13 protein-coding genes are annotated in these 11,814 nt (G+C 60.1%); 8 read left to right on the plus strand and 5 right to left on the minus strand.

Annotated features, from left to right (window positions below; genetic code table 11):
* Positions 1 to 510: 510 nt before the first annotated feature.
* Positions 511 to 942 (minus strand): type II secretion system protein N, encoded by a 432-nt coding sequence (locus J3P75_RS16120; RefSeq protein WP_434707405.1) that lies wholly within the window; start codon positions 940 to 942, stop codon positions 511 to 513.
* Positions 943 to 1,075: 133 nt separating this feature from the next.
* On the opposite strand from J3P75_RS16120, the gene gspH reads away from it, so the two are divergent.
* Both gspH and J3P75_RS16130 read left to right on the plus strand, forming a co-directional pair.
* Positions 1,076 to 1,528, plus strand: a complete 453-nt coding sequence (gspH, locus tag J3P75_RS16125) for a type II secretion system minor pseudopilin GspH (RefSeq protein WP_336354618.1) — start codon at positions 1,076 to 1,078, stop codon at positions 1,526 to 1,528.
* Positions 1,525 to 2,133, plus strand: a complete 609-nt coding sequence (locus J3P75_RS16130; protein ID WP_434707406.1) for a prepilin-type N-terminal cleavage/methylation domain-containing protein — start codon at positions 1,525 to 1,527, stop codon at positions 2,131 to 2,133. The genes gspH and J3P75_RS16130 overlap by 4 nt, the downstream gene beginning before the upstream one ends.
* 535 nt (positions 2,134 to 2,668) lie before the next feature.
* Here the strand turns inward: J3P75_RS16130 and J3P75_RS16135 are convergent.
* Genes J3P75_RS16135 through J3P75_RS16145 form a run of 3 tightly spaced genes read right to left on the minus strand, consistent with a single transcriptional unit; the run spans position 2,669 to position 4,909 of the window.
* Positions 2,669 to 3,607 (minus strand): FecR family protein, encoded by a 939-nt coding sequence (locus J3P75_RS16135; protein ID WP_434707407.1) that lies wholly within the window; start codon positions 3,605 to 3,607, stop codon positions 2,669 to 2,671.
* Positions 3,608 to 3,638: 31 nt separating this feature from the next.
* Positions 3,639 to 4,190, minus strand: a complete 552-nt coding sequence (locus tag J3P75_RS16140; protein ID WP_090282961.1) for an RNA polymerase sigma factor — start codon at positions 4,188 to 4,190, stop codon at positions 3,639 to 3,641.
* A complete protein-coding gene (locus J3P75_RS16145; RefSeq protein WP_434707408.1) occupies positions 4,187 to 4,909 on the minus strand; it encodes a secretin and TonB N-terminal domain-containing protein in 723 nt (240 codons plus the stop codon). The genes J3P75_RS16140 and J3P75_RS16145 overlap by 4 nt, the downstream gene beginning before the upstream one ends.
* Positions 4,910 to 5,057: 148 nt before the next feature.
* Here J3P75_RS16145 and J3P75_RS16150 point away from each other — a divergent pair, with 148 nt between their 5' ends.
* Positions 5,058 to 5,372 (plus strand): hypothetical protein, encoded by a 315-nt coding sequence (locus tag J3P75_RS16150; RefSeq protein ID WP_434707409.1) that lies wholly within the window; start codon positions 5,058 to 5,060, stop codon positions 5,370 to 5,372.
* Positions 5,373 to 5,934: 562 nt separating this feature from the next.
* On the opposite strand, the gene J3P75_RS16155 is transcribed toward J3P75_RS16150, so the two are convergent.
* Positions 5,935 to 6,375: a carboxymuconolactone decarboxylase family protein gene (locus J3P75_RS16155; RefSeq protein WP_090282959.1), complete on the minus strand. Its 441-nt coding sequence runs from the start codon at positions 6,373 to 6,375 to the stop codon at positions 5,935 to 5,937.
* A 312-nt stretch (positions 6,376 to 6,687) separates the two neighbouring features.
* Between J3P75_RS16155 and J3P75_RS16160 the strand changes: the two genes are divergently transcribed.
* The 5 genes from J3P75_RS16160 to J3P75_RS16180 all read left to right on the plus strand — a co-directional run bounded on the left by J3P75_RS16160 (position 6,688) and on the right by J3P75_RS16180 (position 11,796).
* On the plus strand, positions 6,688 to 8,121 hold the full coding sequence (locus J3P75_RS16160) for a PLP-dependent aminotransferase family protein (RefSeq protein ID WP_434707410.1): 1,434 nt from the start codon (positions 6,688 to 6,690) through the stop codon (positions 8,119 to 8,121).
* A gap of 123 nt (positions 8,122 to 8,244) precedes the next feature.
* A complete protein-coding gene (locus tag J3P75_RS16165; RefSeq protein WP_169430672.1) occupies positions 8,245 to 8,538 on the plus strand; it encodes a putative quinol monooxygenase in 294 nt (97 codons plus the stop codon).
* Positions 8,539 to 8,908: 370 nt separating this feature from the next.
* On the plus strand, positions 8,909 to 9,310 hold the full coding sequence (locus J3P75_RS16170; protein ID WP_434707412.1) for a cupin domain-containing protein: 402 nt from the start codon (positions 8,909 to 8,911) through the stop codon (positions 9,308 to 9,310).
* A gap of 217 nt (positions 9,311 to 9,527) precedes the next feature.
* Positions 9,528 to 10,241 carry an ATPase gene (locus tag J3P75_RS16175; protein WP_434707413.1) on the plus strand — a complete coding sequence of 238 codons (714 nt, stop codon included), beginning with the start codon at positions 9,528 to 9,530 and terminating at the stop codon, positions 10,239 to 10,241.
* 334 nt (positions 10,242 to 10,575) lie between these two features.
* Positions 10,576 to 11,796 (plus strand): hypothetical protein, encoded by a 1,221-nt coding sequence (locus J3P75_RS16180; protein ID WP_434707414.1) that lies wholly within the window; start codon positions 10,576 to 10,578, stop codon positions 11,794 to 11,796.
* Positions 11,797 to 11,814 lie beyond the last annotated feature (18 nt).

The raw sequence follows: 11,814 nt of genomic DNA on the forward strand, positions 1-11,814 counted from the left end.
AAGCGTTATGGTACTAGTACCGGGAGGTAGGATGAGCAGAGCTGGATCAAACGCGGTGGTCTGATGTGCATGGTGCGGGCGTGGAACGTAGATTCGCGATCCCTTTCACTGTACTTGGCCACTCGTTCACTCATGCCAGCTGAGACCCAGCTATTCGTCCATTTTATCAGCGAGGTTCTTTGATCAAAGGCAACTTGCCAAGCGTTTTTTCGGCAGTTTGGGTTAAATTTTCCTATATCTATGCCGCTGATTTCGATGAAATTAATGTTCTCTATCATTCAAGTCGTCAATTCCAATCTGCGGACGATATCGATCGGAGTCAACAGCAGCTACAGGCTGAAAGCTGACCTGCTAAGAGCGTCCGCTTATGGCCGAAAGCAGACGTTAACGGCCAAGCGGTTTTTGACAAGTAGTCATCTCGGCAACTCTCGTCTTTTCCGGATCATTTCGTTGAAATGCGCCTCAATTGCCCTCCATCCAATCTGTAAAAAACAGCTTAAATTCAAAAAATCACGGCCTCACCAACCTAGGCAAAACCACCCCCTCCCCCAACCTCTCCACCCCCAACCGCACCCTCTCCCCCCCTTGCTCCACCACAACCCCATCCCCCTCAACCGCCACCAACCTCACCCCAACCCCAACCCTCTCCCCCGCCAAAAAGCTCCTCGGCGGTCCATCATTCAAACTCAATATCGCCACCGCCCCGCGACTCCCCGCCATCACGCCGCTCACCTTGATATCCACCGGCGCGGTCTGGTTGGAGAACCACTGCAATGCCGGGCTATCACTCCTTGCCGCCAACAACTGCGGCGCCGCTGCCGGTGTGTGCGATTCGGCGCTGGTCAGCAGCAGCGACGACCATGTCGCGACGCCGACCAGTGCGGCGAGCAGCGCAAGGGCCTGGACCATTTGCGGTGGGGAAAAGCGTGTGGTGAGTCTCATGGGGTGAATCTCCTTTTTGTCCCTGTTGCCAGCCTACTCGGCAATTCTCTCCGTTTTATTTCACACGCCTTACATGTTGGCGGTGCATCTTGGCTGTTCTGGACATGGCGGGACGCGAAGGAGCGTGCGATCGATGGACGCGGGCAAGCAACGGGGTTTTACGCTGATCGAGTTGATGGTGGTGCTGGTGATCATCGGCATCGCCAGTGCGGCGATCAGTTTGAGTATCAAGCCTGATCCTGTGCAGTTGCTGCGCAAGGATGCCGAGCGGGTGGCGCAGTTGCTGCAGGTGGCGCAGGCGGAGGCGCGTGCGGATGGGCGGCCGATTGTCTGGGTGAGTGATGCCAAGGGATTTCGGTTCAGTCGGCGTAGCGACAGTGGTCGGGGCTTTGAGCATTTCAAGGATGACGCGCAGTTGCGCCCGCGTGCGTGGCAGAGTCCGAAGGTCGAGGTGCGTGTGGAGCCGAAGCAGCGGGTTGTGCTGAATGCTGAGTGGATCAATCCGCCGTTGCAGGTGACGCTGTCCGATGGTTTGAATCGGTTGAGTGTGCTGCGTGATGGCTCGGGCCGGATCAGTCTGCAATGAAGGCTCAACAGGGGTTTACGCTGATCGAGGTGATGGTCGCGATTTTGTTGATGGCGGTGGTCAGTCTGATTGCCTGGCGTGGGCTGGACAGTGTGACGCGGGCGGATCGGCATTTGCAGGCCAGCAGTGAGCAGAGCGACGGGTTGTTGCGGGTGTTGAATCAGTTGCAGCGTGATGTGGATATGCGCGCGGGGGTTGAGTTGACTGAGCCGCGCAAGGTTGGCGTGGATGATGAGCCGCCGACTGCGCCGCCCGCGATTACCGTGCGTAGCAGTGACAGCAAGGGGTTTCGGTTGGATGTGATTCGCACGGCGGCGGATCAGCCGGGGGCGATGCAGCGGGTGCGCTGGTGGTTGAAGGGCGACACGTTGTATCGGGCGGTGGCTGAGGCGCGCAGTCGGTATCCGCTGCCGGCGCCTGGGGCTGGCGTGGCGGTGTTGGCGGATGTGCGGGATTTGCAGGTGCGGGTTTGGGAGGTGGACAAGGGCTGGCGGCAGTTGAGTGGGAATCGGCGGGAGGATCCGCTGGGGTTGGAGATTCGGTTGAGTCGGGGGACGCCGCAGGGGGTGGAGGTTTATCGGCAGGTGATTGGGCCGTTGCAGTGATGCTTTTGTGTAGGAGTGAGCCTGCTCGCGATTGCGGTGGGTCAGTTGATGGAGAGGTTGGATGGTATGGCGCTATCGCGAGCAGGCTCACTCCTACAATTGGATTGGGGTGAGTCAGTTTGGGATTGGTTGGATGTGCGGGCGCTATCGCTGGCAAGCCAGCTCCCACAGGGATTGGGGTTGGGCAGTGGGAGATGGGTTGGCTGGTCGGTAGCTATCGCGAGCAGGCTCACTCCTACAATTGGATTGGGTTGGGGCAGTTTGGGATTGGTTGGCTGTGGGGGCGTTATCGCTGGCTGGCCAGCTTCCACAGGGATTGGGGTTGGGCAGTGGGAGATGGGTTGGTTGGTGGATAGCTATCGCGAGCGGGCTCACTCCTACAATTGGATTGGGGTTGGGCAGTGGGAGATGGGTTGGCTGGTCGGTAGCTATCGCGAGCAGGCTCACTACTACAATTGGATTGGGGTGAGGCAGTTTGGGATTGGTTGGGTTTGAGGGCGCTATCGCTGGCGAGCCAGCTCCCACAGGGATTGGTTTAGCTGAGGACGACTACGCCGCCTGGGAGTTCGGTGCATTTGATGCCGTAGGCGTCGCGGATCAACAGGGCGACGCCGGCGAGTTGGTTGAGGTTGAAGCGGGCCTGGACGCGGCGTTGGCCGAGGTCGCGGTTGAGCAGCAGGAGCATGCCGGGGCGGTAGCGGTTGATTTCGTCGATCATTTGGCTGAGGGTGGCGCCGTTGAAGACCAGGACTTGTTGGCGCCAGTTCATCACGGCGGCGGTGTCGACGGTTTGGACGCTGCCGACCTGGCGGGCGTCGTAGGTCACTTGCTGGCCGGGTTCGAGGCGCAGGCTGCGGCCGTCTACGTCGACTTCGACCGTTCCGTCGAGGCAGGTCACGCAGACTTGCTGGTCGGTGTTGCGCAGGTTGAAGCGGGCCTGACTGGCTCGTAACCACCCGCCTCCGGCCTGCATCGCCAGCGGCAAACGTGCGGTTTGTACTTCGACTTCGCCGCTGACCAGTTCGAAACCCTGCACGCCATTATCGACAGTGCGCTGGTTGATGCGGGTCTGGGTGTTGAGTTCCAGGCTCACGCCTTGCGCCGGTTCGACGCGGCGTTGCTGGCCGACTTCGGTGATGTAGTCGGCGCCGAGCCCTTCGAAGCCGCCGGGGATGGTGCCGCGCACCAGCAGGAAAGCGGCTGACGCGGCGATGGCGCCGCCGAGGAAGGCGCGTCGACCGAACCCGCGCGGCGCCTGCACGCCTTGCGCGGCGGGCTGCAGGTTGTGCCACAACACTTTGGCCTGCTCGAACGCCTGCGCATGTGCGGCGCTCTGCGCGCACCATTCGCGCAGGGCGCGGGCGTCGGCGACGGTGGCGCGGCCAGAGGTCAGCAGGATCAGCCAGTCGTGGGCTTCGCTGTGCAGGTTGTCGGCCACCGAGGGTTCGGCAGGGGTCAGTCGAAAGATGTTCAAACGCGCAGATTCTCAACCAATTGATCGGGCTCTATTCAGAAGACGGTTTTCCGGCCCCGCGACCGAACCGCTGAAACACTTTTCTTTCCAGTTTCGCCGCGCAATAGCCCAATGCGGCTTTGATTTCCTTCTCGACCATGCGCGTGGAAATGCCAAACCGCTGGGAGATTTCCAGGTGCGGCGCCTCTTCCAGGCGTGCGGCGATGAAGATTCGCCGACGCCGCGCGGGCAGTTCATACAGGGCGCTGAGCAGTGACTGGATTTCCTTTTGCCCGCCGACCACCCGCGACGGATCGAGCGATTCGTCGCCGATCTGCAGCAGCTCTTCGACTTCCTCGCCGGTGAGAAGGCGCGCGTCGGCCTGACGGCGGTCGGCGGCGATGTTCAGGGCCATGCGATAGAGGTAGGCATTGGGCCGCAGGACGTTCGGCGGCGTCTCCATGCGGTCGACGCGCAGCCAGGTTTCGTGCAGCACGTCGTTGGCCAGGTCCTCCGAGCCGAGACGGCGGCGCAGACGTCCGCGAAAGTCCTCGTAGGACGTCAGAAACAGTTGCGCCAGCGACCCTTGTCCGGTGTCTTTCATCCCCCGGAAACTCCTTCCCATGTGGTGCATTCCATGCGTTTCCCTGACGACTCCGGTAACAACAGCAACGTGACCGGCTGACGCAAGGCACTGGGCGTCGGCCGGTCGATCCTGAATTGACGAAAGCTTTCAACCAGCGCGTTGTCGCGCCGTACATCACCGGTCGAAGTGACCAACCGGTTGTGTTGCACCACGCCGTCGCGCCCGACCCAGACCTGCAACAGCGCGCGGTAACTGCCCGGCCGGGTCAGCGGCGAGCGACACAGATTGCGTTCGACCGCGGCCTGCACCGCTGTGGCGTAACTGCGGCTGACGGCGATGCTTTCCGCCGACTGCTTTGGCGGCGGCGCCGGCACGTCTTCGACCTGCGCCACTTGCAGGGTGAACGCGTCGGCGCGGGCATACCGCGCCATCAAGCCACTGCCGCCGAGCAGCCGACGCAAGGCATCGGCGGCGGTGTATTCACCGTCCACCGCCAACGAGCGACGACCGCGACTCAACTGACTGTCGACCAGCACCGCGACGCCGGTGGCGTGGCTGTACTGGTCCAGAGCATGCGCAAGATCCTGTGCTGGAATGTGCAGGGTCATGCGCATGTCCGCGGGCGGCGGTTGCGCGCCGACCGGGCTCGCCGCGCAGCCAAGCAACCACCCCAGACAGATCCGGCGCACAAGAATCGTTGAACGCTGAAAACCGCCTCGGGAAGTGCCTCGCTGCACGGCTGACGAATCCTTGAAAATGTCATCCTGAGGGCTGTTTATGAATCTGGTGTGACGGCCGGTGCAAAAAAACCATCACGGGATTTACGCAAGGCTTGCACTAGACTCGAGGCATCGCGCGGCCGCATCGGCCGGCCAGGAGGCGAGCATGAAAACATCGTGGCGAATCATCCTCGGCGGGCTGTTGCTGACCGCCGTGTCGAGCGCTTATGCAGAGGAACCGCTGGGTTGCGTGGAGGTGACGGTCGGCCGCTACAAAGCCCCGAATTACGATTGCCTGAGCCAGCAAATGGGCAACAACCCCGACGGCGCAGCGGCGGCGCAGAAGAACCTTGAAGCGCTGAATGTGCCGGTTAGCAAGCGACCGCCGAATCAGGTCGGCCTGGCGACACCGGCCGCGACCAGCACGCGAATGGGCAACACCTTCGGCACCTCGGTAAAACCGCAACGCCCACCGCAGTAAACCCACCCTCGCCCCACTGATCGTTCCCACGCTCTGCGTGGGCATGCAGCCCGGGACGCTCCGCGTCCCCTCCAAAGCCGAACGCGGAGCGTCCGTTGCGGCATTCCCACGCGGGAGCGTGGGAACGATCATGACCGAAGCCGTGCCTCCCGGATCGTTCCCACGCTCTGCGTGGGCATGCAGCCCGGGACGCTCCGCGTCCCCTCCAAAGCCGAACGCAGAGCGTCCGTTGAGGCATTCCCACGCGGGAGCGTGGGAACGATCATAAATAAACCCACCCGCCCCAACTGATCGTTCCCACGCTCTGCGTGGGAATGCAGCCCGGGACGCTCCGCGTCCCCCCCCAGAGCCGAACGCAGAGCGTCCGTTGCGGCATTCCCACGCGGGAGCGTGGGAATGATCGTGACCAAAGCCGTGCCTCCCGGAGCGTTCCCACGCTCTGCGTGGGCATGCAGCCCGGGACGCTCTGCGTCCCCTCCAGAGCCGAACGCAGAGCGTCCGTTGAGGCATTCCCACGCGGGAGCGTGGGAACGATCAGCGCGCACCTTCGGTAGTCCGAAGCTCAGTCGCTGGGGACTTGGCGGAAGCTGACGGCGAGGCGATTCCAGCTGTTGATCGTGGTCACCGCCATGGTCAGGTCGACCAGTTCACCTTCACTGAACTGCTCGCGCGCCTGCTGATAAACGTCATCCGGTACGCGGCTGTCCGCCAGCAGCGTCACCGCTTCTGCCCAGGCCAGCGCAGCTCGCTCGCGCGGGTTGAAGAAGTTGCTGTCGCGCCACACCGCAATCGCATACAGGCGCCGATCACTCTCCCCGGCCCGCCGCGCGTCCACCGAATGCATGTCGGTGCAGAATGCGCAGCCGTTGAGCTGCGAAGCGCGGATCCGGATCAATTGCAGCAACGGCGGCTCGATACTCAGGTTGGCGGTCAGCGCCTCCATGGCAATCATCGCTTTCATCGCCTTGGGCGAAGCGTTGTAGTAATCCAGGCGCGGGGACATGGGCAGGTCTCGGTGGACAGAATGATGAGTGCACCGTAAGCGCTGACGGGCGCGGGTTACAGCCCCAATATTTCGAAAAACCGCTACACCACTGATCTCAAGCCTTACACCGACCCTGTGGGAGCTAGCCCTGCTAGCGATGACGGTGGGTCAGTCAACCGAGATGGTGCCTGTTGCGGCCTCATCGCTAGCAGGCTAGCTCCCACAGGTTGTAGGCCAATTCCGGGTATTTGCGGTAGGCAACTATTGCCAGTCCGGCAATAGCAGTAATCTGGCCGACACTTCATTCACCGCCCCCGGAGCCGCGTCGGTATGGAACTTCATGTCGTGATCAACGGCCGCAAGGATCTGGCCGGTCAGTTGTATCAGCAACTGCGCGGGGCGATCGAGTCCGGGCGGCTGGCGGCGGGTACACAATTGCCCCCCAGCCGCTTGCTCGCCGAGCAACTGGGCATCTCGCGCAAGACCATTTCCGATACCTACGCGCAGCTGACCTACGAAAACTTCCTCACCGGGGTCGTCGGCAAAGGCACCTACGTCAACGCCCGCCCGGCGCAGATCCAGCGCAAACAGAGCCACAGCGAGCTGGCCAGTGCCGAGGTGATCGAGAGCTGGTGCAATCTGCCGGTATTCCTGCGCCATCCGACGCTGGAAGGTTCGCTGCGTTACGACTTCATCGGCGGTGCCACCAGCAAGGGCCAGTTCCCCCACGATGACTGGCGCCGCTGCGTGTCTCACGCGATGCGCCAGATGGCCCAGTCCAAAGGCTTTTACAGCCTGCCCGAAGGCCTGCCGGCGCTGCGCAACGCGATTGCCCGACACATCGCGTTTTCCCGTGGGGTCAATTGTCAGGACGAGGACATCGTCGTGTGCAACGGCGCGCAACAGGCGCTGGACCTGATCAGCCGCGTGCTCACTCGTCCCGGCAGCATCGTGGCGATGGAAGATCCCGGCTATCCGCCGGCTCGCCTGCTGTTCGGCACCCATGGCGCCGAAGTGGTCGGCGTTCCGGTGGATGCCGAAGGCATGCAGGTCGAGCACATTCCCGATGGCACGCGCCTCATTTATGTCACGCCATCGCACCAGTTCCCGCTGGGCATGCCGATGAGTCACGCGCGCCGCGAAGCTTTGCTGGCCCGCGCCCATGAGCTGGGCGCAATCATCATCGAAGACGACTACGACAGCGAGTTCCGCTACGAAGGCCGGCCGACCGATTCCCTGTTCAGCCTCGACCAGCGCGGCATCGTCGCGTACGTCGGCACCTTCTCGAAAACACTGCTGCCGGAGCTGCGTCTGGGTTACGCGATTCTACCGCCGGCGATCCTCGAAGCGGTGATCCGCGCCAAGCAACTGACCGACCTGCACGCCTCGACCCTGCCGCAATGGGCGCTGGCCAAGTTCATCGCCGAGGGTTGCCTGCTTAAGCATATCCGTCGCTGTCACACGATTTACGCTCAGCGCCGCGAGCGCATTCTGGCGCGCATGGCCGATGATCTGTCGCCGTGGCTGGAAGCGGTGCCACCGAGTGCCGGTTTCCATATGACCGTGTGGTGCAAGGTGCCGATCGACTTGCCGCTGGTGATCGAGCTGGCGAAAAAGGTCGAGGTTGGCCTGTACGCGATCAACGGTTTCTATTACCAGCAACCGGCGAAAAACGGTCTGTATTTCGGCTTCGGCGCGATCGAAACCCTGGACATCGACACCGCGCTGGATCGCCTGCGCGACATCCTCGAACAGCTCACCTGAGCCATTGGCCTAAGGATTTAACCGCCGATTGGTTATTGGTCTTCGAGGGTTGCAGGCCTATTCTGCACAGGCGTTATCCCTCAATGAGCAGGATTCGTCCGGCCTGATTCAGGAGTGTGAGCAATGTCCAACGAAGTGATCAACACCGTGCAGGTGCAGGCTGCCGCCGGCCGTTCGGAGGAGCTGGGCAAGCAGTTGCAGAAGATCGTCGACACCCTGCGCGAAACTCCCGGTTGCGATTCCTACCTGGTCGACCGCTGCCCCGAAGACAGCCACCGCTGGACAGTCAGCGCGCGCTGGCAGTCGGAAGCGGCGATGCAAGCGCATTTCAACCGGCCCGAGGCGCAGGGCTTCATCGACCTGATCGATAGCCGGCTGGCCAATAGTGTGGATTTCAACAGCTTTCCCATCGTCTGAACCGGCCCTTTCGCGAGCAAGCTCGCTCCCACAAGGTTATGTGTTTGCTCACGATATATCTGAGCAACCTTGGACCCTGTGGGAGCGAGCCTGCTCGCGAAGGCGTCAGCCTGGTCAACATTGGTAGTGCCTGACCCACCGCTATCGCGAGCAGGCTCACTCCTACATGGGTATTTGCCAAGCAATAAATCTCACTCCATACCCGAATCCCTGTGGGAGCGAGCCTGCTCGCGAAAGCGTCTTGTGCCGCACCGAAAAACTGTCGGACGCCAGCAATTGGTCACCCCATCTTCCCGAACATTGGCCGTTTGCACGCCACCTCCCGCGGATTACCGTGAAGCCACACCCCCCCCCTCACAGGTAACCCGCCATGAAAGCCCTGCCCCTGCTCGCCGCCGCCCTCGCCTTCAGTCTTTCGACCGCCGCCCTGGCCCATGATCCCTCGGAAAAAGTCACCGTGCTGCAAGAGCAACTGCTGAAAAACGCCCCCGGCAAAAAAGCCATGATGATCGAGGTCGACTACCAGCCCAGCCAATCCTCCATCGCCCACAAACACGACGGCACGGCGATGGCATATGTGCTGGAAGGCGAAGTGATTTCCCAGGTCAAAGGTGAACAACCGGTCACTTACAAGAAAGGTCAATTCTGGTACGAAGCGGCCGGCTCCGAGCATCTGGTGTCGAAAAACGCCAGCCAGAGCAAGCCTGCCAGGTTGCTGGTGTTCATGGTCCTGGCCCCGGACGAACCTGTGTTGATCCCGCTGAAAAACTGATGGCTGCGCAACCAGCCATAAATAAACCGGCGCCAATCGTGGATTGGCGCTTTTTAATTTCCGCCAGTCATTACCCGCCATGGGTTACAGCAAATAAAACTAGCGACGCGCATTTGCCTCAGGCAATTGTCAGGTTGACGGGTTTAGTCTGCATACTCCGTCGTCAATGACGACACTCAGAACTTACCGACTGCTGTTGTCTCACGGGAGTAACACCATGAACCGTGCGTTAGTCAGTGCCTTCGCCTTATCGCTTTTAACCTTGTCCGCCTGTTCGGTCCCCACCGCGCCGCAAGCGGTTTCATCCCTCGACACGCTTCTGCCCCACCCGACCGGCCGCAGCAGCTCAACCCAGGTTAAAAGCGGCCCAGGCGTGTCCCTTGGCGTGATCTACAGCCCAAGCACCCAGACCAACCGCCAATACCTGCGCGACTACCAGGCCAACGCCGGCACCGGTTTCGGCCAGAGCCTGCTGGTGCAATCGATCCACGACGCCTACGTCGCCAGTTCAAAACCGGACATGGCAGTGGAATGGGTCAACGCCTCCCTGCAACGCAAGTTCGGCTCGGTGACGGTGTACCCGGACATGCAAAGCCTGCGCGCCGCCAACCCGGATGTCGTGGCGATCATCGACACCCACAGCCAGTTGATCACCTCGCGCAGCTCCGACATCAAGGCCAATGTCAGTGCCGATTTTTATGATGCACAGCTCAATTACATCGGCACGGCAAAAGGCTCCGAGGCCAGAGAGCTGACACCGGTGTGGGCGGATTTCAAACGTTCGGAGGAGATTGTTGCCGATATCAATCAGCAGCAGGAAGTGCAGGTTCGGGCGTTGCAAGCGTTTGATCGGGCACTGAGCAATCTGGTGGCGCGGCCGGCGGGGGCTGTGTCGATGCTTGAAGGTAAACAAAGTCCGAAGTTGTATTGAATCAAATGACGCTATCGCGAGCAGGCTCACTCCTACAATAGGAATGCGCTCCACTTGTAGGAGTGGGCCTGCTCGCGATAGCGCTGGATCGGACACCAGAAAATCCTCTGGCATCAAATACCCCGGCATTCTTGTTTTAAATCTTTATCAGACAGGTTGATCGAGTCGCAAAGTAGCAAGCTCAATCCTGTTGACTACCGTGCTTAAACCACGCAATTCGATACTTGTCTACTGTCAGGTCTTACAGTAGACAGCCTCGGCGACCGGCGTCCTAATGAATGAACCGTCCTTGTGATCTTCCATCCCGACAGGGCGCGAACTCATGGAGCAGACAATGGAAAACAAAGAAAGCAAAGCAGGAAGCCTCGATCCTTCGTTCGGGGTAAATGGCGAATTTACCTTCCAAGGTGTCGACCATATTTTCGCACTGATGGTGGACAGGCAAGACAGAATATATGCAGCGGGACGGACAGAGGACAATAGATTCTACGTTGATCGTCTCACCTCTGAGGGAAAGGTCGATACAACCTTCGGTGACGCAGGACGTGTTTCTGGACTTTTTGGCGATGCCTCCCAATCACAAGCCTTGACGATCAATGTCGATCTGAAAGATCGGGTGCTGATCACCGGTAACCAATTCAGAGACGACGGTGCAGTTTGTTTAGCGCGCTTCACACCGCAGGGCAATCCAGACACTTCGTTTTCCCTTGACGGCCAAGTGGTAATGTCGCTGAGCATTAGACCGGAACGCTCAACTGCCACCGACTCTGAACCCGACAGCGTGGGCTCTTCGTCAAACGCTTGTAGAGTACTTAGCGATGGCAAAATACTGTTTTATGGCAGGGCGGGTCATAACTATGGTCCTTATCTCGTTCGATTTACAGATACCGGTCAACTGGACTCGTCCTTCAACGACATCGGATACACGAAAGTCAGTTATAAGGAAGAAGAGATATCCCCTAGGTCACTAAGTATCATCCAAGGTGAGCGCATTATTGTCAGTGGACATATATCTGGGGACGCTGGATATGGGATGCTGGCAGCATATAACCAGAACGGAAAGCTTGAGCATTCATTCGCAACCCAAGGGTATGCACTCTTCCAGGGCCCTGATTATCTCCACGCGGAAGTAATGGATATGCAACAAGGGCCGGGGTCTCAGCTATGGGTAACTGGCGGCACAGCTAATGGGGCGGTAAAGGAAGGTTTCCTGACCAGGCTTGACAAAGACGGCCATGTCGACACTACCTTCAATCACGGCAATCCGGTGCTCTCACCGCCTGGATTTATTTTTCGTTGGGAAGCCATGGCAATCCAGGAAGACGGCAAAATCGTGTTGGCAGGCTGGGACTATGATAGACGTCTTGGCAGGCTGGGGCGTTATTATCCGGGCGGACCTCTCGATACCGACTTTGGCGAAGGCGGTTTGAGTACATTCCCGAGCGAGGGTAGTGCGAGGCAGATTGCATTGCAAAGCAACGGTCGCATCCTTGCCGGCGGAAACGTGACGCGCGATGGTTATAGAGTCCCCGCAATATTGCGTTTTCTCCCGTAGCTGACAGGTACAAAAAAG

It is taken from the genome of Pseudomonas sp. R1-1, assembly GCF_051132135.1.
Taxonomy (GTDB): Bacteria; Pseudomonadota; Gammaproteobacteria; order Pseudomonadales; family Pseudomonadaceae; genus Aquipseudomonas.